Here is a 21,350-nt window from a genome sequence, read left to right on the forward strand (position 1 = left end):
GGTCATTTTTAGTCTTTATGATACTTTTTCCTATTCTCTTCACTAAACACAACTGGTAATATCCAAGGTCTTCTTTCGTGTTGTCCATGTCTGTAAAACACATCCCATTCAGGAATAGATTTTACAACTCTTAGTGCTTCATTGTCATAGGTTTCGTCAAATCCTTTTATCACTTTCAAACTGTCAATTATTCCTTGTTCATTGGCTGAAAATCGAATAAAAACTTTAACGGTCTTGTCTGTCTTTGGCAGTATTTCCCATTTTATGTTTGAATAGATAAAGTTAATTAGTGTAGTATCTTGGCTGTATATTGATTTCCTTGATTTCGTATTGTCGAAGGTTGTTATTCCTTTAAGTTTTCCGTTTTCAATTTCATAAACAACTTCCTTTTCGTATAGCGATTCATAACCCATGTGAACATAGTAAAGTTGCTTTCCTTGTGGTGATAAAATTTTTGCTGTTACCCAATCGGCTCTTATTTTTCCATTCTCGAATTTGTCTGGAAATAATTGCTCTAAATCCGATTGAATTTTGTCTTCATAAAAGCAACAACTATAAATTCCAATTAGATAAAGTTCATTGTCTATAATTTCCCATTTCGCTTGATATTCTCTCCAACAAGCTGTCGAGCTACAACCTTTTTTGTCGCCAAATAATCTTGGCCTTAATTTATCAATGTTTGGAAATTGCTCCAATGGGTTTGAATAAATAGAAACAGTATCTCCATTAAAAATCAGTCTGTCTGGAATTTGAGCAGTCCCGAAAACCTTGGAACTGAAAATTGTCAAGGTCAAAAGTGTTAATATGTATACTCTAATTTTCAATTTGTAGCCGTTTTTTTTAGCTGCCGCACAACAATTGTATAAAGCTATGTTTTAGCTGGGAGTTACGTATATATCAATTATGCACCCAACCCATTCTGTTTGATTTATCTGTTAAATTAAGCATTCCAAACAAAGTATCCAGTAAATAGACTAAGAATTTAATAGAATCTGTTGAAAATGGTCTGGAAATGGCTAAAGGAACAAAAGGATTATTGGACTATCATTACGGGCGCAATTTAATAGTTTTACTGCTACCTACCTAACCAACAAAAACTATCAAATCCCATCGCAGAAAGCTACCGGAGGATTGAGTCCAATCCCGATCGATCGGGACTACAATGAACCGAAGCCATATTTCGCATCATCGTAGCTTAATTATTGGCGCTCGTTTTTTATTTTTTAATTAGCTAAGGGCCACAATAGATATATTGAAAAAATTACTATCAAATAAGTAAATACCCAGATAATTGCTTGACTTGCAGCACCCTTAAACTCAATATTGAATATTTTAAATGCTACTTGGTCTGAAATTATTCGGAGAACAAGCACTAAAAACAAGGAGGCTGTCCCAGCAAGAGGAATGCCTAATGTTGCTGCTGTGTGTTCTTTTGCGATTTCTATCCAATTCGTATCGTTAGTAAATACATTTAAAATCTTAAAAGCCAAATAAGTATGTACAACCATGATAACAATAGCTGCTGCCCAAGAAAAAACTTGCTTTAGTTTGGAAGAAAAATCGAGCATACTTCTTTAGTTTGTATATAAATGTACGTCAACGTTATGTCAGATTTGCGTAGGGCCGTTTGCGTGTCCTTCATTCGGGCCTGACTCCAATCGTCAAGCTAAGAAACGTAGAGCATTCAAATTACTAAATAAAGTTTAAGCCGAAAAGTGAGTATCTATAAAAATTTTTACTCTGGTGAACGATTTGCCCTATGTTTTCTTAGGTAATGTGTGTGCGGTCGGCTTTCATTTTAGGTCTGTGCTTCTATTTTCTAGCTCCTGCTGCATTTCTTCTGACAATTCGATCGTTCCATCAGTACTTTATTGACTCACCATACTTGATATTGATTCCAATAGCTCCTCATCGTTTAAGGATGTAATTTGATCTATAAGTTTGTCTTTTACCTTTGACATAAGGTTAGATTTTGTGTTTCCAAATTTATCATAACAGCGTACTTTTTCCAATCACTCAACCCTTAAAAATTAAAAGGGGAAAACCATTTACCATAGCAGTCTAATAACCAGCTCCAATATCGGACCCTTCAACAGGCTCAGGGTCCGATTAGGGGCCTGTTTCAGGAGCGAGAATACTTAGGGATTGTAATGTCGTTTTCTATTTACCTATTCAATTTTGATTGTCACCAGGTTCCGTCCTTCCCCTTTTATTCTCCCTTTTCTTTTTGCATAAATTAGTTTAATTATTTCTGCTCTTGAATCTGCAACTACTGTGTCAATTGGGGTTTCAATTTTTAAGTAGTCGGTCCGTAATTCTCGATCCTTAATTTTAACGTTAAACATCGTTCCTGTGAAAATGGATAGAACAGTCATTGAACTGTCAGGTTGTAAAATAACAACTGAACTGTCTGAGCTTGGATTGTTCGGAAAATTATGTATTTGACTCTTGTCCGAATAATTGAGCCCAGGTCGGACAGTTACTCTGGCAGCATGGTCCGAAGTGTTGTTAATGGTCAATACCTTAAATCCCTCGCAACTGTTTAACAGCGTAGAGATTATTAGAAGTGTCAATATTTTCGTTAACCGTCTCATTTTAATACCTCAATATATATAGTTTGGCTATGCCCGGTGAAAACCCGCAAGGAGCTATAAAGTCATTGTCTCAGGATTCATACATAGCTTAGATTTTGTCGATTCACTTGAAATAAAATGGTTGTCACAACGAATGAGTGTAGCCTCCCCAATAAATGAAAATACTATTTTCCCTTTAGATTGGAACCCATTCCAATAATCATTCAAACTATTTATTCAATAATTCAAAAGACCCTATTTCCAGTAAATCGAATAACTCACCTTGTTTGGCTTCAAAATTTCCGTTAATGTTAATCCCTTGAAATTTCAGTCCCATTTTTTAAAATTAATGCCGTTGGGCAAGAATAAGAGCAGTAGCGGACTTCAAAGTGATTACCTGGCCACTATAGCAAAGATTTATTCAATGCTCAGACCTTAATTTTACCACTATATCCGCTATTGCTTTTATAAAATTATTTGCTTCAGCATTTTTTTTATTGGTTAAATTGTCTTTCTCGTTCCTTTAACCAACAAGTATAAAGTAAAAGATACTTCCCCAATTGCTGCTGAAAAACCTACAATATTGGCTAAAACAAATTGATAGCCGGGAAATATAAAATTACCAAAAGTCTCAAGCATATAGCCCCCAGCAGCTAAAACCATTAATATGCCAAACACTTTCGGGAAAAGTACAGAACGATAGAGCAATATTCCCAATAGCAAACAATGAATACCAAAGAATGCTCCTGCCAAAAGATATCCCGCATTGTGTGCATTCATGAATAGCATTGTCCATGCCTCTTGTTGCTCAATCCCCAAGCTTGACATAAGCCCGCTTCTACTAGCCGTTTCTAAGGCCATATAATGGTTCAAGAGATTTAAGCTTCCGATGGCTGGATGTGCCAAAAGCCGGAAAACAGAAGCAATTGCAGCTATAGTTTTATTGACAGACTTCAATAACTGGTACAGTAATATTGAAATGACTGCATCTATCATGAAAGCCAATAAATCGCTTATCAGGCCAAGACGGAAAAGTACTTCGGATGAAATAATGTTTGTCAGGGTTACCTGAGGGTCATCTGGAATAAAAATCGTTCCACGCACATATCCTTGGCTAAAACCTGCCAATAGGATCACTAGCAGATATAGAATACCAGTTAGTCTTGCTTTATTTTTTAGTTTGTTGTTCATTTTTCTTCTTTTCTAAGCGCTTAGAAATAATTCTTTAATTGGTTTTCGAACTTTTTTTCTCAGTTGTGCTTTATCACTTTTCGATCTATACCCTACTGGTGCAATTACCGAAGCATTGAGTCCCATTTCGTCCAGACCAAGAATGCGGTTATATGCTTGTTTATCAAACCCCTCCATCGGACAGGCATCTATCTGCCGGTCTGCGCATGCAATAATCAGACTGTTTAGTGCGAGGTAGGTCTGTTTTTCTGTCCAGTTTCTTCGCTCTTCCGAGGTCATATTTGCGATGTTGGATTTAATGGATTCCGCATACTTTTTTAGACCTTGGTCATCTACTCTTTGTTGGGTATCAATGATAAGTTGAATGTGATCATCCACGTGTTGATCATGGTTGATCGTGTAGTTGCTGAAAATAAACAAATGAGATGCATCCGTAATTTGGGCTTGCTCCCAGGAGGCTTTGCGCAGTTCTTTTCGGATCTCGGGGTTCTCGATAATCAATACTTTATACATCTGTAACCCATATGAAGAGACCGAAAGCCGAATGGCTTCCTTTAGAAAGTTTAAATCATTCTCTGACACCTTCCTGGAAGGGTCAAAAGCTTTTGTGGCATAGCGCCAATTAAGTTTTTCTAGTAAATTCATTTGTTCTTTAGTTTTGGGGTTTAATAAATGTTTTGATAATAAAATCTTGTTGAAATCCGGTTTTGAGATAGAGCCTCTTTCCCATATCAGAAGCTTGCAGAGTGGCATAGGTAGCCCCCTTCATTCTGCCGATATTTTTCATGTGAATAAGTAATTCTTCTGCATAGCCTTTTCTACGCTGTGATGGAATGACACCCATAGAGTGGATACCAGCAAGACCTTGCTGATCCATAAAAAGCACAGCAATACCTACCGGAGTTCCATTATGTTTTCCTATGAAATAATCAATGGAAACCATGGTTCTGTTCACTGTGTCAGCACTAATTTCATATCCGAATGCCTCCTTAAATAGCTGCGACCAAATTTCAGCCATTGGTTTACTAGTCACTTTTTGAATGATGACCCGATCCACATTGCCAGGAGCGTCTTCGAGATTCACTGACATGGCTACTTGGGTGAGCTTTTCTTGAAACCCACTGGATTTAAGCATGGACTCCCTCATTTCAACATCACCTCCCCAAATAGGGAGTGACAACTTAGGCAAGTTCCATTTGAGCTGAATATCCATGAGGGTCTGTGTGTCTATTGGTTTAGTAAACCACAGTTTGTTAGGCCATTCACCGCTTGCTGCAATGCTTAGGTGATAGCCTGATTCTTCGATGTACTTTCCGGCAAGCCGACCTCCCGTCTTCCAAAGAGCAATCAGATTGTTTATATTTGCTTTGTTTAAATCCATTTTATATTTTGATTAGAATTACACCTGCGATCATCATAAACAACCCTGCAATTTTCTTCATCGTGAATGGCTCCAATGGCATATTAAACCACCCGAAATGCCCAGCAATTGCTGCAAAAAGGAGTTGCCCAGCCAATCCGAAGGTGACAGCCGTTGAGATGCCTACTTTTGGAATGACATAGTAGAAAAGCGTTACAGCCAGAAAACTTAGTAGCCCGCCTAATACCCACATATAGATCGGAATCTCCCTGAGTTGATACATACTTGGAATTTGTCTCACAGTAATTAGTACAGCAATAAGTGTGAAACTCGCAGCCATGGTCAATGCTATGAGCGTTGCTAGCAAGGAATTGTTTAGCAGAATACCCAGCCGAGAATTTATTCCACCCTGGATCACTACCATAACCCCTACCGAAAAGGAAAGAAGTAGTAATGCTGAATTGTTCATGGCTTGACTATTCAGTTTTGATGGGAATAGCTAATGGTCGCAAAGGCGAACCACTTGCTCCTTTGAGCTTAAGTGACGCAGCGATGAAAGCAAATTCATATACTTCATCTTTGGCTAACTCCTCCAAGTACATTTGCTCGATGAACATCACCCCTTTTTCTGCCAATAGGTAAGTGTGTACCGGCACCCAGTTATCTTCTCGCTCAGGAGGAAACGCTTCAAAGCTGAGGTTGTCCGCACCTAGGAGCATGGTTCCCTGGTCTTCGATTAGCCACTTTACTGCATCAAGGCTGATACCTGGATAGTTGTCGAGATAATGATCCGCATCCTCATAAAACTCAGCCTGACCTGTACGCATAACAACAACATCGCCAGGCTGAAGCTTAACGCCCTGTTTTTTAAGCGCATCCTGAAGATCATTGACGGTAATCCGATAGTTCTCTGGAAATATCCCTTTCGATGATTTTACATCAATCATTACTCCACGAGCAATGATGGGAGGAATGGTCTCTGCACCAGTCTTTTTCCAACCTTTGTCTCCAAGGTGTTGCTCAGGAGTAAATCCATTCCAGATTTTTCCATTCAAACCAAAGTGGTTGAGTGCATCAATGTGTGTACCCATGTGCGTATACATGGAGATGGCATCCCCTGTGTAACTCACCTTTCGGTTCATGGCTTTACCCAGTCTATTTGGATTGTCAACGACAGTACCGTTCGGAGTATGGGTCAACCAGTATTGATAGCCAGGATCTCCCAATGAATGGAAGCTTGGCATACCCACGAAATAATCAACACTTAAATCATAGGTTTTACCGGATTTGATCTGAGACAATACCTCAAAACGTGTGTAATTCGACATTAGATTCAGTGAACCTATTTCATCATCGGATCCCCAAGGGCTTTTACCAACGGTTTCAGTTTGTTGACCTAATACTGTCAACTGGCCTGCAATCAGCAAGGCCAATACAAAACTTGTCTTTCTCATGATTTGAATTATTTGTTTGTGCAAATTTTCAAACCATGTAGGCCAAATCAATTAAGGTATCTTAAGAAAGCCTTCTTGCAACACTTTTTCGAAGAGCACTGAGGTGTTCTGGCGTTATTCCTAGGTAAGAGGCAATCATATATTGAGGAATCTGTTGTTCCATATTCCTGTATCTACTTATAAATTCATAGTAGCGTTCATCAGCAGTTTGACTCATGGAGTTAATTGTTCGCTCTTGAAGTGCAACATATCCATTTTGAGTTTTAATTCTGAAAAACCGATCCATCATATGTATATTGTCATACAGCTTATTTAGTTGATTCCTGTGAACCTGCAAAACAGTGCAATCGGAAATCGCTTGAATAAAAAATGTGGCTGGTTTTTGAGTTAGATAGGCATAAAGGTCATTTACCCACCAACCTTTAATACCAAATTGAAGAATATGTTCCTTGCCACTATAATCAATACGGTATAGTTTGAGGCACCCTTCTGCAATAAATCGCATATGGTTGGATGATTGCCCTTTTTGAAGTAAATACTGTTTTTTCTTTAAATGAATAGGCTTAAATGCATCCTGAATTAGCAAAATATCCTCTTCTTTTAAGGGTACAATTTCTTCAATATTATGAATTAAGGTTTCATGCATCGTAAATCAGTTAATCCCAGATAATTGTGTGCCTTTTGTTGCCGGTGCACAACATTTGTAATAGCTATGTTTTAGCCTCGAGCGGCGTATATATGGATTATACACCCAACTCTTTCTTTTTTATTCATCTCTTAAATTAAGAATTTCAAACAAGGAATCCAGTAGAGATTCTAAAGGTTTATTGGAAACTGTTAAAAATGTTCTGCAAATATTTGTAGGAGTATGCTTTTGAAGGGTCAAGAAGACCGTGGATGCATTTAAGTTTGAAATATTATTTGGTTCATATTATCCTCTTCAAGGTGTTTTAGCTGAGGCTGCGTAATTTTGATAATAAGCAGTTATTTTTCTCAATGGATCCACGCTAAAAAAATGTGTAATTTATTCCCTTATAGTCTAATTACAAGCCCCTAATCGAACCCTTCGACAGGCTCAGGGTCCGATTAGGGGCTTGTTTCAGGAGCCAGAATACTTAGGTATTTTAATATCGTTTTTCATTTAACCTATTCAATTCTGATTGTTGCCAGGTTCCGTCCTTCCCCTTTTATTCTCCCTTTTCTTTTTGCATAAATCAGTTTAATTATTTCTGCTCTTGAATCTGCAAGTACTGTGTCATTTGGTGTTTCAATTTTCAAGTAGTCGGTCCGTAATTCTCGATCCTTAATTTTAACGTTAAACATCGTTCCTGTGAAAATGGATAGAACAGTCATTGAACTGTCAGGTTGCAATATAACCACTGAACTGTCTGAGCTTGGATTGTTGGGAAAATTATGTATTTGACTCTTGTCCGAATAATTGAGGCCAGGTCGGATAGTTACTCTGGCGGCATGGTCCGAAGTGTTGTCAATAGTCAATACCTTAAACCCTTCGCAACTGTTCAACAGCGTGGAGATTATTAAAAGTGTCAATATTTTCGTTAACCGTCTCATTTATTTAATACCCTACATTTTTCCAAAAATGGACTTTTGGCATCACGTAAAATTGTTATGGACTAAACAATTTTGTGCTTAAAACATGGACATTTTTGGCATGCTTAGTAGAAATGTATAAGATGCACTCACGAAAGGCCAGAACTGGTTGTAAGCTTTAGGTTATTCAACACAATTAACCTAATCTTTTCTATTTGTCAGTGATGAATTTTCCTCTAATTAGGTTAAATGAATCATTCTCTTTTCGCCCAGTGAATATCAAGGAAAAATTTTTGCCGTCTTTACTTAGCCATTTATTTGCAAAATTCCAATAAAATGTATTCAAAGGAATAAATCCTTCTCCCCATGAATTGTCATAAAGAACAGTAGTCCATGGTCCCCATGGTTCTGGCGCATCAAATATGCCAAGGTTCCCTCGATGAGTTTCAGTATGTTCTGTTGTCAAAAAATACCTTTCAAGTTTTGAGTTATAGCTCACATTGATGCTCCAACCAACACCGTCAGGGTTTTCAAAGACAGGTAGTCGTTCGTTTAAATTTTTTGTCCATATTGGCTTATCATTATTGGTGCCCCCAAAAAATGAATACGCATTCTGCACTAGTATAGAGTCCTTATGAACTCTGGCTAAATCGATGAGTCCGGGTTTTTGACAATTTAACCAATCTACTTTATCTTCATAATTATCAGGCCCTTCGTAAGATTGAAAACGTATTAGATACGTGTAAACAAAATCATCTTTAGCATTTTCATAGTTTTTATCAAAATTGCACACGGTTGGCATCATAATTCCTTCTTCCCTAGTAAAATTCCAATCTACAAATTCCCATGTCGCACCGTGATTATCAGAATAGGCAATCTTTGCTTGATCAAATTGGTCTTCATCGGTTTGAAACATACCACACCACATGTATAAGATTCCATCGATGCTAATAATACCGTAACTTTTAGCAATTAAATTATTATTATTATTCTCACTATTATGCCCTCCCCATACATTAAAAGCTTTAAAATCATCCCAATTCCCTTCTAAACGCGCTACCCCAATACTAGATCGTCCAAGCTTATTGGTGCCATCAAATCCACCACCATCTCCCCAAACGGTGTATTGCTTGTTATCATCAGCCCATGTAATTGGCCAGTTATCGCTGCCAGGCGCTAGACTAATATGGGTAGACCAGTCAAACTCAATATTTTTAACAACTGGACTTGGCGGATACGGCATATTTTGGGAATATACAATGGTAGCATTTGCAATTAATAAAATTATTATAGATAATTTAACGCTCATTGAGTTTTCAGTTAAAGTTTAGGTGAATGTTGCTTTAAATGATTTATTAGATGATTTGGCATCCAATATAGTAAAAAATAACTAACCAAGAAAATCCCCTAAAATGTCCTCAAGCAGACACGAAATAAACAGCTATTTATAGCCCCAAAACTACTTATACATCGTCCATTCTTTTCCTAAATCAACCGGGTGGACCATGAAATTCAGGATTATCACCTTAAAAATAGACAATTTATAATACTGCTTGCTTTCACTTTCTAAACCAATTCGGGAATATTCAAAAGCTGTCCTGATAGCCAAAATTGACCGTATACTATTCCGCCTACTTTTGGTTCGGTCGAAAAGAATCCCCAATCTGCAAGTACATCTATTTCTCCTCCCAGCGTATCCACAAGCATCCACTGAAATTCCTGACCTGTTAGATCATTTAATTTCTTCTCTGATTGTTTAATTGTTCCGGTAATAATTCCTAAAGCCTCTGGTGTATTGACCTCAGGGTTTTCATTAGAATTGAATAATCCACTCGGCACAAAGGATTGAGTTGACCATTTTACGCCACCGTCTTGCCCCTGCTCAAATGCTGTTTCATTTTCATAATAATCTATGTCCTGCGCAAATGCAGAGAGCTGTATTTTTATGCTTTGTGGAAACTTTATACTTCCCAATGATTTATGGTTTGGAACATCAAAAACAAATGGATACACCCCACTTACAGGATTGCCTGGTTCAGTTGGGTCGGCCCATGAATGAAATGCTCCATCTAACTCGCTTTCCTTCCTATCAAGGGAGGCTGTTAAGCAAACAGTTCTTTTACTAATTCCATTATAATGAGGTTTAACACCTATCAATTCATGATTCCTATTGCTTTGTATCCAAAGCTCTGCACCGGAAGTATCTGAATACTGAAAATAAGTACCTTTATCAGTTTTAATCGAGCTAGCCTTTGCATAAGCTTTTTTAGCCAATTTGTAAAATTCCTCTTCACTATCAATGTCAAATCCTATAGCTGATAAATGACTCATTCTTTCGCTTTTTTAATGCCCCGTTAAATTAAGGATTCCGGACTAGGAATCCAGTGGAGACATTGAAAATTTATTGGAAACTAATAAAAATGAGCTACAAATAGTTATGAGTGTAGGATGCGTAGGCTTGCCTTAACAGTGTGAGAGAAAAATAAAAGTAAAGTCGCCAGTGTAAAAACACCCTTAAAATATTTGAAATGAAGAGCATGTACGAGAAAGTCCATCTCAACCAATATATTGGCCCCTATACTTGGAATAAATCGTAAGGCTTGACAAAATGTTTTCAATACATTTGCTAAACCTTGTTACCAACTCTTCCTTAGCCGTGAAATTGCCTTTTTTAATTGCTGTGCTTCTATTTTTTAGCTCCTGCTTTCTTTCTTCTGACAATTCGATCGTTCCAGCTGCACTTAATTGACTTAACGTATTTGATATTGAAGCCAAATGATCCTCGTCGTTTAGAGATATAATATGCTCTATAAGTTTGCCTTTTGTATTAACAAGTTTATCATAATAGCATACTTTCTCCTATAGCTCAACACTTAAAAATTAATAGTGGAAATTCATTCTCCATAGTTATCCTATTAACCAGCCCCTTCGACAGGCTCAGGGACCGTAAGTGACGGTCATAGGCGTTTTAGTTAAAGATTACAATTTTTATTCAAATAATCTCTCATCAAAAAAATACTCTTCGTTTCTTACCAATAGGACATTCGTTTTAAAGGTAGGGTGTTTTGTGTTAATAATATAATTGTACTCTTTTGGTACTACCGCAGAAGGTACTTTCAGTACCAAGGAGTTTTGTTTTTTATACCATACTGAACCTATTTCTTGTAATTTGAAGTAGGATTCAAAGGAGCGCCAATTTGCCGGTAATTTATTGATTGGAATTTGCTTAAATAAATCATCTTCATCAGCTATTGAAATGATCATCATTTCATAATCAGGAAGTTTTTTAATGGAATTTCTATGAACAATTAACTCTAATGTTGATAATGACCTAGAAGAACCTGTGTAAATAACAAATTCATCCTCATAATTCCACCTGCTTGGTGAACCAGAACTTGATAATACTTTTGAGTAATCAATGTGTGAAATCCTGTATACTTCCATAATTAAGGATTATCTCCATATAACATTCCGGTTAATCTGTCCTCAATATATCTAATACCGGATATGGTTTTATAAAAATCTACAGGTCGTTTATTGTTAAAATGAAAATTAGGTTTTCCCAACCAATCATTAAAAGCTTCTTTGGACCCGAAAACCCTTTCTCCTAGTTTGTACAAGGATATTAATAAAAGTAATTTTTCTTTGAAATTTATATTCAATTTAGCGGTAGTGGTTCTGTAACTATGGAAAGTTTTTTCACTCACATCAAACCATTCAGAAATGACTTTATCGCTTGAATGAGCCAAGGATTTGAAGAATTTAACTTGTTTTGTTCCCAAATCTCCTGAATGTATATAGGTAACCACTTGACTATCGGAAATTTTCTCAGGAATATCTATTATTGAATCTTTAGTTGAATTCATACCGTTACTCTTTTGTTTAAGATACGAAAAATTACAGGGTAATAGGTGTAAAATTGCTTTTTTTAATGGTGTCGGGCAACCCTATTATATGTCTCTTTAGGTAATACTAATCCGACTGTTGGTTTGCCTTTGCTTGCTGCTTTTGAATAGGTAGGCATCTATAACTTCAATAATTTGTTCGTTTCAACCATCAATTGATGGATCTTATCTTGATTATATGCGTCCTGATGGGCGAGGCTAAAATCTCCTTGGTCATTGTCATAATACTTCCCTGAATTATTTTTATGGTTTTCTGAAAGTGCTAAATCATAAAGCACATCTAGCCCTTTTTCTGCCGGTGACCAATACTGACCATAAGCTTCAATCGCCATTTTTGTATTCAATAATGAGCCCGGATTTACAGCAATGACTGTGATTTCCGGCGCTTGTTTTGCCAAATGCATACTCCACATCGTTAATGCCAATTTACTTTGTGCATAGCTGTTATTGTCTGCCACTCGTTCTTTTCCACTTAAAACAGCCGCTGAAACGCTTTCTTGTGCAGCAGAACTTAAATTGATAATTCTAGGTACATTGGCCTTTTTAATGCTTGAAAGAATGACATTTGTTAATAAGAAAGGAGCTAAAAAATTTACAGTCATTCTGATATCAAATCCATCCTTAGTTTTATCTAAAGGACTTTTCAAAATCCCGGCATTATTGATAAGCACATCAATTTTTGGAATACCATTGTTAATTTGATCACCTAGCTTTTTTACAGCCTCTAAATCTGAAAAATCGGCTACTAACCCATAAATATTTTCATTGTTAGCTGCTACTTTAATTGCTGCTACCAATCCCCTTACTTTGACTTCACTCCTTCCGTGTACATAAACAGTGTGGCCTTCTTTAGCTAATTTAAAAGCAGTAAGCTTTCCAATTCCATCTGTACTTCCTGTAATTAATATATGTTTCATTTTTTTAACTTTTGAATGGTTTATATTTAATTATTGGTAAAATAATTTCTGCCAATAATTCAAATTTATGTTTTTTTAAAACGGGGCAAAGCTATCCTTAGGACTGTTGGGTACACTCCATCGTTGGCGAGCCGTGAGGTTTTCGGTTGCAACAACTTTAGATGCTGAATTATCGAGACTACCATAACTACTTGAACCACCTCGTGGTATTTGCATACGGTCTCCGTACAGCCAAACGACCAAGTTACTGCGCTGTCCGCTGGTAATCGGGTGTGTAGCGTGTGGTACTTTTCCGGTGTGAATTATTGCTTTGCCTGGTTCAAAAATAGTTTGAACAACTTTGCCTGTGAATCTATCATTAAAATCAACTTGTGAACCTGTAAATTCTTCATCAGGTAAGTTTATATTGATATTCAGGGTAGCAGCAGAAGCATCAGTATGGGCATGCAAATCTTTATCTTTATCGGGATTGTACTGAATTGAAAAACCAAATGTTTGGTTATCATAGCCATAAGTACCAAGCAACAAACGGGCAACCGGACGCATATAGCGGTTCATAATTTCGCTGTAAAATGCCTGAAAATTAGGTGCTGCAAGGTGGCCTTCTGAGCGTGGATCTAGCATAACCCCATAACGATTCAATTGAATGCCATAAGGGGCACGTCTAGGAATTTCGGAATCTACGGTAGCTTCTAAATATTTGCGAAATTCCGCTAGGCGTTCTAGGTCGAAAAACTGCGCGGAATAAACCCCGGGAATAATTTCTTCCCATAAATCGGCCACATCATTTTCCTTTTCCGGGTTTTCCCACGCTTCATTGATAGCTTGGCGCAAACGCGGGTCAAGCAGCGTTTCATCGGGAACCAGTAAATGGTCTTTGTTTTCAATTTCCCATTCGCGCCAGGCCTCCTCGAGTAACTCTCGGTTACTGTTCCAAAATTGTGAGACAGAAGGCTCACGGATTAACGCGGCTTCAAGAGTAGGTAGGGTTAGGGCACGGGCTTTTGCGAGTGCACTTGTATCTGTATTTGTCATTGTTTTCATAATTTAATTGATTTTAACCAAAAACTACTTTTATTGAATATTGCAGTTTTGTGTACATGGCTGCTCCTTATTAACTTCTTTTTAAAACTTCTAATTACACTACAAATTTAAGCCTGAAGAGCAGTAGTTTTTTGGTAGTAAAAACGGTTGTTTCGGTAAATTTCAAGGTTTAGCCTATAAAACTAAGAATGCCCCATTTCCGGGGCATTCAACAAAACTTATTAATCAATATATTTAGCGTGTGCAACGCTAATCTGCTGCATGATTTTGTAACTACTATTTAGTTTTCAATTACAACTTTACCTATGGCTGAACCACTGGCTAAATGTGCATAGGCATCACCCACTTGCTCTAATGAAAATTGATTTTCATCTACAATTGGAGTTAAGTGACCTTCGTTAGAAATTTCAGCTAATTTTTCTAAAATATTACCGTGTTTTTCTCTTTTGAAATTATGCAACATCGGGATTAGCATAAAGACCACATGTAATGATGCTCCTTTAAAGTGTAACGGCGTTAAATCGATTTCCAACAAAGAAACGGTTGTAGAGATATGTCCGTTTAGGGCGACTGCCTCAATAGAATTAATAAGGTTTGGACCACCAACGGTATCAAACACTACATCAAAACCACCATCGGTATATTCCGAGGTGTAATCTGCTACTTTTTCCGTCATAAAATCAATAAACGTAGCGCCAAATTTTTCAACAATAGCTTTTTGTTTGTCGCCCGTTCCTGTTGCAAAAACTTCTGCTCCACAGTACTTCGCCAATTGAACTGCTAAGTGACCAACACCTCCGGAACCACCGTGAATCAATACCTTCTGACCAGCTTTCACCCCTGCTCTTGTTAAACCTTCATAAGCAGTAATGGATACCAAAGGTAATGCTGCGGTTTCGCGCATTGTTAATCCTTTTGGTTTGTGGGCTACAAGTTTGCTATCTGCAACAATGTATTCTGTTAATGTACCGGGTAAATCTGCTAAGCCGCCGGCACAACCATACACTTTATCTCCAACGGCAAAACCTTCTACACCTTCTCCTACAGCTTCTACTGTTCCTGAAAAATCCATACCCAATAAGGCTGGTGCAGCTGGGGATAATGGTAAATCGGCTCCCATATTTTTAATCATCATATCAATAGTATTGACACTAGATGCCGCTATTTTCACTAGAACGTGATTTGCTTTTACTTCTGGTTTGGCTATTTCTGAAACTTCGAAAGTTCCATTTTCTCCGTACTTGTTTATAAGCATTGCTTTCATTTCCTTCTTCATTTTGTTTTTTAATTGTCTATATTTTGATCTCTAGCCTTTTAACTGAGATTTTATTTTATTCGTTATTCGTTGGGCGCAACCCGCTTGACACAAAAAAGCGAAAGGCGATTTGCGTATGGCGTAGAGTGCAGAGCACCTTTAATTCGCTTCTTGAATATCCAGGACCATTTGTTCCCAATTCTTTGGGTTTTCATGGTCAAATTCCATTTGAAGATTCAAAGACCACTACTTTTATGATTTTGTCGCCTTCTAATCGCAAACAAAGACTGCTTAAACCAGCTACCATTTATTGTCCCAGTACCTTGACTTGTTTCAAGTTGATGTATACTGTTAAAATTGCTCCTTTTGTTCTGCTGTGAATGTTTGAAAGTTCCTGTAATTCATAATGGTATGTTTAATTGATATTTGTTCCGTATTTATTACAAGACAAAGGTATCTAGGACATACACTTTCAAATGGGTAAAAAACAAAGTGCTTTTAGTAAAAAATGAGGTTAATGGTAGTTTTTTAGGCGGATGAAATTAAAAGGTCAGTAAAAACGTCGATTTTCAAAAATCGATGCTAGTACGGAATTTAAAAAATATTTAAGGAATAGTTATGCCGATATACTAGCCTTGTAAGCGCCTATCGTCATTCCTTTATAACTTTGGAAGGTTTTGTTCAAATGACTGGAGTCTGTAAATCCGAGTTCTATTGCGATTTCCGAAATCTGTAAATCGGTATATTTTAATCGGGTTTCCACCAGCTTCAATTTGTAGTTGATGATGTATTTCTTTAAAGAGACATCCGTATGTTTTTTAAAGTATTCACTAATGTAATTATCGGCCATATGAAATTCATCGGCCAAGCTTTTGGTCTGTAGCAATTCTGAACTGTAAATATTACTATGAATGTAATTTATGATTTGCTGAATTTTAGATGATTTTACTTCTTTTACGGATTCTGAAGTGTTTATAAATTGAATATTTCTGGTAATAAGATGTAGAATAACGGAAAGTGAATTTTGAATGATAAATATATCGAAGGATTGCTTGTTCAGGTATTCCGTAGCCACCATATTTACTAAAGAAACTAGGTGAGACCTATCAGCATCGGTTTCAAACTGCATTTCCCGAAGCTGATGACTTTCGCTATTCAAAATCTCCTCGATTTTACGAAACCAATCGTTCACAGGCAGATTGGCATTTTGCAAGGAGGTATTTTTAAAAAAACTTTTTAAAAACTTTATCGCAATGGTTGAAGTGGCAGTTTCGGGGTTTAGGATATAAATATCATCAGGAATAAATACAAAAAAACTGTTGGGAGCGTAGGTTACAGTCTTACCATTTATTTTTATGGTACCGGTGCCTTTTTCAAAATATACAATTTCAAAAAAGCGAATGGTAGTATACTGACAAAACTCAAAAAAGGTTTGGTCTTTGTATTGAGCAATAACAATGTTTTCAATGATAGTCCGTGCCATACTGCATAGATGGTTTAATTTGCGGTAGTAGCAAATTTGTCTTGTGCCAGAAATTTATGAATATCACTTACCACAATAGAGCCTTCACCAACGGCAGAAGCTACACGTTTTACAGAACCTGAGCGTACGTCTCCAACAGCAAATAATCCCGGTAAACTAGTTTCAAAAGTATACGGCTTTCTCTGACTATACTCAGGTTCACTATTTAAAGCCTTATCACAAATGGCAAGTCCCGTATGTACAAATCCTTTAGCATCGGTATCAATAATAGTATCTAACCATTCTGTACAAGGCTTTGCTCCTACAAATGTGAAAAGATAACCAATATCATTTTCAACTAAGGTCTCATTTTTCTTGATTTCAACCTTTTCTAAATAGGAGCTTCCTTCAACTTTTATCACGTTACTACCAGTCAATATTTCAATATTTTCACATGCAATAATACGCTGTACCAGGTAATCGCTCATTTTGGCACCTATGTCCTCATTTCTAATAATTACATAAACTTTATGCGCATAATTAGCCAAAAATAATGCCGCTTGTCCCGCTGAGTTACCACCGCCCACAATACCAATTTCACTATTCCTGCACATATTTGCATGCATAGAGGTTGCGCTGTAGTATATACCGGAACCTTCAAATTTTTCAATACCCTCTAGCGGTAACCTTCTATAGGCTGCACCTGTAGCCGCAATTACTGTTTTAGCTTTTAAAATAGAAGTGTTGCTAGAACTGATTTGATAATAATTGTCTTTTCGCTCTATGCCTTCTACCCTATGCGGTACAGAAATGGTACAACCAAACTTTTGTGCTTGTATGTAGCCGTTATTCGCCAAATCCCTACCGGAAATTCCTGTAGGAAAGCCTAGGTAATTTTCAATTTTAGAACTCTTACCGGCTTGTCCGCCCGGGGAGTTGCTATCAATGGTCAACACTTTAAGTCCTTCTGAAGCTGCATACACGCTAGCTGCCAATCCTGCCGGGCCTGCACCAACTACCAGTACATCGTAAACTTCATCATCTAACTGTAGACGAACACCTGTACATTCTCCAATTTCATCTATAGACGGACGAATAGAAATATCATTCTGACTATTGATTAGAACAGGTAAATCAGATTCCTTAAGATTGAAAGTTGCTAACATTTGTACCAATCCTTCTTCCTTATCAGAATCAATAAAATTGTACCAGATATCATTTTTATCCATGAAATCGCGAATGGCGTAAGTTTCATTAGAGTGTTCAGAACCAATAAGTTTTATGCCTTGTACGTTATTTTTAAGTGCATCTTCACGTTGTAAAAAAGCGTTTAAAAGCACGTCGCTAATATCACTGAATTTAGCAATGGCACTTTTTAATTTTTCGGGACTTATTCTTATAAGCTGTGTGTTTTCTAATGTTTCGCCACAAACACCCACCGTTCTATGAGACAAAATACTACTAGACCCCGAAAATTGATGTCTTCTGTGGATGGCAATGCTATCCTCTTTTTTATCAGGATCTATAATTCTAATTCCACCGGTGAGTACTACAAAAAAATCGTAATGCTGATCACCAAAATCCAACACCACCGTAGGCTCTCTGTAAAATTCAACTTCGCCATAGGTTTTAAGTTTATCAACTTGTAGGTCGGTTAACTCCGGATATTTAGAATCTATCATAAATGGTTTGGTTTAATAGGTTACAAAAACTTTATCGGCATAACACCAAAGCCACCTTTCATTAAGTTCTGCCGAACTAATAACCGGGTGGTTGGTGATATGATAATGAGCTGTAGCATGCTTGTTTTTAGAATTGTCACAACAAAGCGTAATACCACATTCCTTACATGGGCGCAAATGTACCCAACCATCACCCAATTTTACACATTCTTCGCAAACAAGTTCATTGGCTGTTTTAATTTCTGAGATATCAGTGATATGCTTGCAAGAATTTTTTGGCATTGTAACCCTTTTTTGGTGTTTTATAAATTTAGCGAAAGAACTTGATACTTACCACTTCCGTTCTTAGTAGCTACCATCTTATCATTTGGCTGAGAAATTGTTGGCACACTTGATTCCGGCAAATAATAAATTCGTTCTAATTTGTCGGTTTTTGTATTCCAACCCACGATTTTAGGCGTAACCTTATTCCGTTGCACCATATCAATCATCCAGATTACACCGTTTTCATCATTACGGATTCCCAAGACATTGCTTAAGTAATTATCGTCCATGCCTCTATAACTGAAGTAACTAAACTAAACATGAAACTTATATTCTTCATCATTCCTTCACTTCAAATTCACCGTTACTTCTAATGTAAATAACTGTTTCTTTTTCTGTTGAAATTATTGAAGTTCCATTGTCTTCAGCCCCAAAATAGGATGGTGCGTCTAACTGGTTTTTAGCTCCTTTTTTAGAAAATTGATGGGATATTCCTCCAGAAATAACTACAGCTCTAAAATTCGGACTCAAATTTTTGATTTTTCCATTAAAGCCTGCTGGCAATCTTAAAAGCGTTGCACGTAATTGGTTTTCTTTGTGGCTTCCCCATAAAAATGCAGTTTCAACATTGCTTTTATCTGCAACCCATTGAATTTCATCTGCATTTAACCAAACCATATTGGTTTTATCTACGTTAATTGGACGCTCACCATTATCAAAAGCGTCAGATGTAGCTTGTACCAAATACGGACCTTCTTGAATATCTAAAAAAGCCATATTCTTCTCGCCATCTGCCGCGGTAATATGCGCTTCTCCTGCTGGTTGTTGCCAATATGAACCTGCTGACAACCATTGTTTTTCTGCTTGTTCATCATCATTGTGCAATAATCCTTTAATTACTACTCCACGATAGGTAATGTTGTGAATATGTGGTGGCGATGAGAAACCCTTATTGAATTTTACTAAAAATCCTGCTGCTTCGTTTTTTGTACGGTCTCCCCACAATTTTCCTGCAGCGGGACTTTTATCTCCACGTAGCGGATTTAACCAACCCCATTCTACATTATCTGCGGTTAATACCTCGTTTTGTGATTTTACCGGATCCGTGGTTGGTGTTTGTGCGCCTGCAAAAGACGTTGTTGCAATGGCAAATGCCATTAAAATCTGCTTTTTCATTTTGATTTATTTATAATACTCAAAATAATTAATCTAAAATATTTCTAAAATAACTTGATCGCCTTTTAAAGTGGGCCTCTCAACTTCTTGGAATTCAAATCTTGCATTTGCCGTATATTCCTCCATTATCATTGCTTTCAAAATGGGTTGATTTTTAAATACTATATTTTTTATAGTATCAAAATTAAGTATAGTAATTTATCTATCCAATAACGGTCAAAAATGATAGTACTACCTTTATTAATTAATTATGATATGGGAAGATAGAAATTAGTCACAAATCTCAATAAGGTATTCACAAGCTGTCGTATCGCTTTCTTTGATCTCTGGAAGATCTCTTTCGTTATAAAAAATAGTGTAGTTCAATTTCCCACATGAATAGGGCTCAAATTTTCTGTCAATAATTGACAGCCACATTGTAATATCCAACAAATTGACTCAAAGGTCTTATCTTATTAAACTCTTTAGTGTTCTGAGAGAAGAGGCTATGGCTGAGAATAATAAACAAAGAAAAAATATTTACTTTAATAATAATCCGTTTAATGCCACACAACGTTTAACTATGACCAGGGGATTAGAAATCATTAACCTTACCGCTAGTACATAGCCAAGTTTTGTTTCATATTTATCAATTGTGGTGAACTTTCCAACCCCCACAAATAAATCCTGACCAATGAAACCACATTCATTCATTGTTCCTATTATGTACCGGCTATTTTCTATTTCTGTGTTCGAATAGTAGTTGGTTAATCGGGGTTTCAAGTCCCATTAAGCATCCTGCACAATTAATTACTATACTGTTTCTATTGCAAAGATGCTCTAAAATATTTTTCTGTTTTTCAGGTACAGATAAACCAGCTTTTTCAATTCGCATTATGCCCTCAACAGCATAGGCTTGAAGTTCAAAGTTCGGGGAGCTAAGCCATTCACTCAACTTCGTAATATTTTTTGAATTAACCCATTTCAGCATTTTATCAGCTTGTTTAGGACGATTACTCGCAGTCTCCCCACATCCTAACGAGAAATAGAATTCTTCCGTCAACTCATTCATGAATCGATCAACCTTATAGGCAGTTGAATAAAAATCATTGTGTTTATTTACCATATTTTGCAGTTCCGTTTCTATAACCGAAAACAAATAAGTTTCTTCCGATCCTCCTCTCCAATGAAGCCGTTCAAGTTTACCAAATATAATTCTATCATTTGCAGAAATTATTAAGAGTTTAAAATCCGTTGAGTAGGCGCCGTGGACAAAGTCAAATTCCCATACTGTGTGTTCGTATCCAAAATCTATACTTCTAGTTAATTGTGTTCCGTTATGCCGTGAATAGAATTTAGATTTAACATCTATAAGTTCTGTTAAATTTCGTTGTTTTGTTAATTCATTCACCATTTTATCCCAGGGTTCAGACATTGCCGAAACTGAAATTAAAAATGTCAATATGATCAGAATGTGTTTCATTGTAAGAACAGCTACATAACATTAATAATAAAAATCCTAAGGAGTTGCATATAT

At 36.8% G+C, this 21,350-nt stretch carries 23 protein-coding genes; all 23 read right to left on the reverse strand.

Translation table 11 applies throughout. The annotated features are described in order from the left end of the window. Positions 1–8: 8 nt before the first annotated feature. On the reverse strand, positions 9–824 hold the full coding sequence (locus AC0L7T_RS15415) for a hypothetical protein (protein ID WP_473336288.1): 816 nt from the start codon (positions 822–824) through the stop codon (positions 9–11). Between the two features lie 399 nt (positions 825–1,223). Beyond that, on the reverse strand, positions 1,224–1,568 hold the full coding sequence (locus AC0L7T_RS15420; RefSeq protein ID WP_149392223.1) for a hypothetical protein: 345 nt from the start codon (positions 1,566–1,568) through the stop codon (positions 1,224–1,226). A 600-nt stretch (positions 1,569–2,168) separates the two neighbouring features. Further along, positions 2,169–2,594 (reverse strand): hypothetical protein, encoded by a 426-nt coding sequence (locus AC0L7T_RS15425; RefSeq protein WP_473336289.1) that lies wholly within the window; start codon positions 2,592–2,594, stop codon positions 2,169–2,171. A gap of 480 nt (positions 2,595–3,074) precedes the next feature. Continuing rightward, on the reverse strand, positions 3,075–3,764 hold the full coding sequence (locus AC0L7T_RS15430) for a DUF4386 domain-containing protein (protein WP_473336291.1): 690 nt from the start codon (positions 3,762–3,764) through the stop codon (positions 3,075–3,077). A gap of 12 nt (positions 3,765–3,776) precedes the next feature. Next, the gene (locus tag AC0L7T_RS15435) at positions 3,777–4,409 is read right to left on the reverse strand and encodes an NAD(P)H-dependent oxidoreductase (protein ID WP_473336292.1); all 633 of its coding nucleotides are present in this window, start codon (positions 4,407–4,409) and stop codon (positions 3,777–3,779) included. A 7-nt stretch (positions 4,410–4,416) separates the two neighbouring features. Then, the gene (locus AC0L7T_RS15440; protein WP_473336293.1) at positions 4,417–5,145 is read right to left on the reverse strand and encodes a GNAT family N-acetyltransferase; all 729 of its coding nucleotides are present in this window, start codon (positions 5,143–5,145) and stop codon (positions 4,417–4,419) included. Position 5,146: 1 nt separating this feature from the next. Next, on the reverse strand, positions 5,147–5,593 hold the full coding sequence (locus AC0L7T_RS15445) for a DMT family transporter (RefSeq protein WP_473336295.1): 447 nt from the start codon (positions 5,591–5,593) through the stop codon (positions 5,147–5,149). Between the two features lie 7 nt (positions 5,594–5,600). Continuing rightward, on the reverse strand, positions 5,601–6,578 hold the full coding sequence (locus AC0L7T_RS15450) for a cyclase family protein (RefSeq protein ID WP_473336297.1): 978 nt from the start codon (positions 6,576–6,578) through the stop codon (positions 5,601–5,603). Positions 6,579–6,639: 61 nt separating this feature from the next. Beyond that, positions 6,640–7,224, reverse strand: a complete 585-nt coding sequence (locus AC0L7T_RS15455) for a Crp/Fnr family transcriptional regulator (RefSeq protein ID WP_473336299.1) — start codon at positions 7,222–7,224, stop codon at positions 6,640–6,642. Positions 7,225–7,724: 500 nt separating this feature from the next. Further along, positions 7,725–8,150: a hypothetical protein gene (locus AC0L7T_RS15460; RefSeq protein WP_473336301.1), complete on the reverse strand. Its 426-nt coding sequence runs from the start codon at positions 8,148–8,150 to the stop codon at positions 7,725–7,727. 190 nt (positions 8,151–8,340) lie between these two features. Beyond that, positions 8,341–9,438, reverse strand: a complete 1,098-nt coding sequence (locus tag AC0L7T_RS15465) for a hypothetical protein (RefSeq protein WP_473336303.1) — start codon at positions 9,436–9,438, stop codon at positions 8,341–8,343. Between the two features lie 257 nt (positions 9,439–9,695). Beyond that, the gene (locus tag AC0L7T_RS15470) at positions 9,696–10,460 is read right to left on the reverse strand and encodes a hypothetical protein (RefSeq protein ID WP_473336304.1); all 765 of its coding nucleotides are present in this window, start codon (positions 10,458–10,460) and stop codon (positions 9,696–9,698) included. A 657-nt stretch (positions 10,461–11,117) separates the two neighbouring features. After that, positions 11,118–11,573, reverse strand: a complete 456-nt coding sequence (locus AC0L7T_RS15475; protein WP_473336306.1) for an RES family NAD+ phosphorylase — start codon at positions 11,571–11,573, stop codon at positions 11,118–11,120. A gap of 2 nt (positions 11,574–11,575) precedes the next feature. Further along, positions 11,576–11,995, reverse strand: coding sequence for an antitoxin Xre/MbcA/ParS toxin-binding domain-containing protein (locus AC0L7T_RS15480; RefSeq protein ID WP_473336307.1), 420 nt, complete (start codon positions 11,993–11,995; stop codon positions 11,576–11,578). Between the two features lie 158 nt (positions 11,996–12,153). Further along, positions 12,154–12,951, reverse strand: a complete 798-nt coding sequence (locus AC0L7T_RS15485; RefSeq protein ID WP_473336309.1) for an SDR family NAD(P)-dependent oxidoreductase — start codon at positions 12,949–12,951, stop codon at positions 12,154–12,156. Positions 12,952–13,026: 75 nt separating this feature from the next. Then, positions 13,027–13,995, reverse strand: coding sequence for a hypothetical protein (locus AC0L7T_RS15490; protein WP_473336311.1), 969 nt, complete (start codon positions 13,993–13,995; stop codon positions 13,027–13,029). 280 nt (positions 13,996–14,275) lie between these two features. Beyond that, positions 14,276–15,271, reverse strand: a complete 996-nt coding sequence (locus tag AC0L7T_RS15495) for a zinc-dependent alcohol dehydrogenase family protein (RefSeq protein WP_473336312.1) — start codon at positions 15,269–15,271, stop codon at positions 14,276–14,278. Positions 15,272–15,866: 595 nt separating this feature from the next. Then, positions 15,867–16,733 (reverse strand): AraC family transcriptional regulator, encoded by an 867-nt coding sequence (locus AC0L7T_RS15500; protein ID WP_473336315.1) that lies wholly within the window; start codon positions 16,731–16,733, stop codon positions 15,867–15,869. 14 nt (positions 16,734–16,747) lie between these two features. Next, entirely contained in the window at positions 16,748–18,394 is a 1,647-nt protein-coding gene (locus AC0L7T_RS15505) for an FAD-dependent oxidoreductase (RefSeq protein ID WP_473336316.1), read from the reverse strand. A 12-nt stretch (positions 18,395–18,406) separates the two neighbouring features. Further along, a complete protein-coding gene (locus tag AC0L7T_RS15510; protein ID WP_473336317.1) occupies positions 18,407–18,676 on the reverse strand; it encodes a UBP-type zinc finger domain-containing protein in 270 nt (89 codons plus the stop codon). A gap of 20 nt (positions 18,677–18,696) precedes the next feature. Next, positions 18,697–18,948 (reverse strand): hypothetical protein, encoded by a 252-nt coding sequence (locus AC0L7T_RS15515; protein WP_473336318.1) that lies wholly within the window; start codon positions 18,946–18,948, stop codon positions 18,697–18,699. 49 nt (positions 18,949–18,997) lie between these two features. After that, complete coding sequence (locus AC0L7T_RS15520; RefSeq protein ID WP_473336320.1) at positions 18,998–19,834, reverse strand: DUF4437 domain-containing protein; 837 nt, start codon at positions 19,832–19,834, stop codon at positions 18,998–19,000. A 712-nt stretch (positions 19,835–20,546) separates the two neighbouring features. Next, entirely contained in the window at positions 20,547–21,296 is a 750-nt protein-coding gene (locus AC0L7T_RS15525) for a hypothetical protein (protein WP_473336322.1), read from the reverse strand. Between the last annotated feature and the right edge of the window lie 54 nt (positions 21,297–21,350).

This window comes from Cyclobacterium sp. 10D3-21 (assembly GCF_055809755.1).

Coding starts and splice junctions, on each gene's coding strand:
- AC0L7T_RS15430 (WP_473336291.1), bottom strand. CDS start 3,764: ATGAACAACAAACTAAAAAATAAAGCAAGACTAACTGGTATTCTATAT.
- AC0L7T_RS15480 (WP_473336307.1), bottom strand. CDS start 11,995: ATGAATTCAACTAAAGATTCAATAATAGATATTCCTGAGAAAATTTCC.
- AC0L7T_RS15470 (WP_473336304.1), bottom strand. CDS start 10,460: ATGAGTCATTTATCAGCTATAGGATTTGACATTGATAGTGAAGAGGAA.
- AC0L7T_RS15520 (WP_473336320.1), bottom strand. CDS start 19,834: ATGAAAAAGCAGATTTTAATGGCATTTGCCATTGCAACAACGTCTTTT.
- AC0L7T_RS15445 (WP_473336295.1), bottom strand. CDS start 5,593: ATGAACAATTCAGCATTACTACTTCTTTCCTTTTCGGTAGGGGTTATG.
- AC0L7T_RS15465 (WP_473336303.1), bottom strand. CDS start 9,438: ATGAGCGTTAAATTATCTATAATAATTTTATTAATTGCAAATGCTACC.
- AC0L7T_RS15435 (WP_473336292.1), bottom strand. CDS start 4,409: ATGAATTTACTAGAAAAACTTAATTGGCGCTATGCCACAAAAGCTTTT.
- AC0L7T_RS15420 (WP_149392223.1), bottom strand. CDS start 1,568: ATGCTCGATTTTTCTTCCAAACTAAAGCAAGTTTTTTCTTGGGCAGCA.
- AC0L7T_RS15505 (WP_473336316.1), bottom strand. CDS start 18,394: ATGATAGATTCTAAATATCCGGAGTTAACCGACCTACAAGTTGATAAA.
- AC0L7T_RS15440 (WP_473336293.1), bottom strand. CDS start 5,145: ATGGATTTAAACAAAGCAAATATAAACAATCTGATTGCTCTTTGGAAG.
- AC0L7T_RS15510 (WP_473336317.1), bottom strand. CDS start 18,676: ATGCCAAAAAATTCTTGCAAGCATATCACTGATATCTCAGAAATTAAA.
- AC0L7T_RS15455 (WP_473336299.1), bottom strand. CDS start 7,224: ATGCATGAAACCTTAATTCATAATATTGAAGAAATTGTACCCTTAAAA.
- AC0L7T_RS15425 (WP_473336289.1), bottom strand. CDS start 2,594: ATGAGACGGTTAACGAAAATATTGACACTTCTAATAATCTCTACGCTG.
- AC0L7T_RS15525 (WP_473336322.1), bottom strand. CDS start 21,296: ATGAAACACATTCTGATCATATTGACATTTTTAATTTCAGTTTCGGCA.
- AC0L7T_RS15500 (WP_473336315.1), bottom strand. CDS start 16,733: ATGGCACGGACTATCATTGAAAACATTGTTATTGCTCAATACAAAGAC.
- AC0L7T_RS15460 (WP_473336301.1), bottom strand. CDS start 8,150: ATGAGACGGTTAACGAAAATATTGACACTTTTAATAATCTCCACGCTG.
- AC0L7T_RS15450 (WP_473336297.1), bottom strand. CDS start 6,578: ATGAGAAAGACAAGTTTTGTATTGGCCTTGCTGATTGCAGGCCAGTTG.
- AC0L7T_RS15495 (WP_473336312.1), bottom strand. CDS start 15,271: ATGAAGAAGGAAATGAAAGCAATGCTTATAAACAAGTACGGAGAAAAT.
- AC0L7T_RS15475 (WP_473336306.1), bottom strand. CDS start 11,573: ATGGAAGTATACAGGATTTCACACATTGATTACTCAAAAGTATTATCA.
- AC0L7T_RS15485 (WP_473336309.1), bottom strand. CDS start 12,951: ATGAAACATATATTAATTACAGGAAGTACAGATGGAATTGGAAAGCTT.
- AC0L7T_RS15490 (WP_473336311.1), bottom strand. CDS start 13,995: ATGAAAACAATGACAAATACAGATACAAGTGCACTCGCAAAAGCCCGT.
- AC0L7T_RS15515 (WP_473336318.1), bottom strand. CDS start 18,948: ATGGACGATAATTACTTAAGCAATGTCTTGGGAATCCGTAATGATGAA.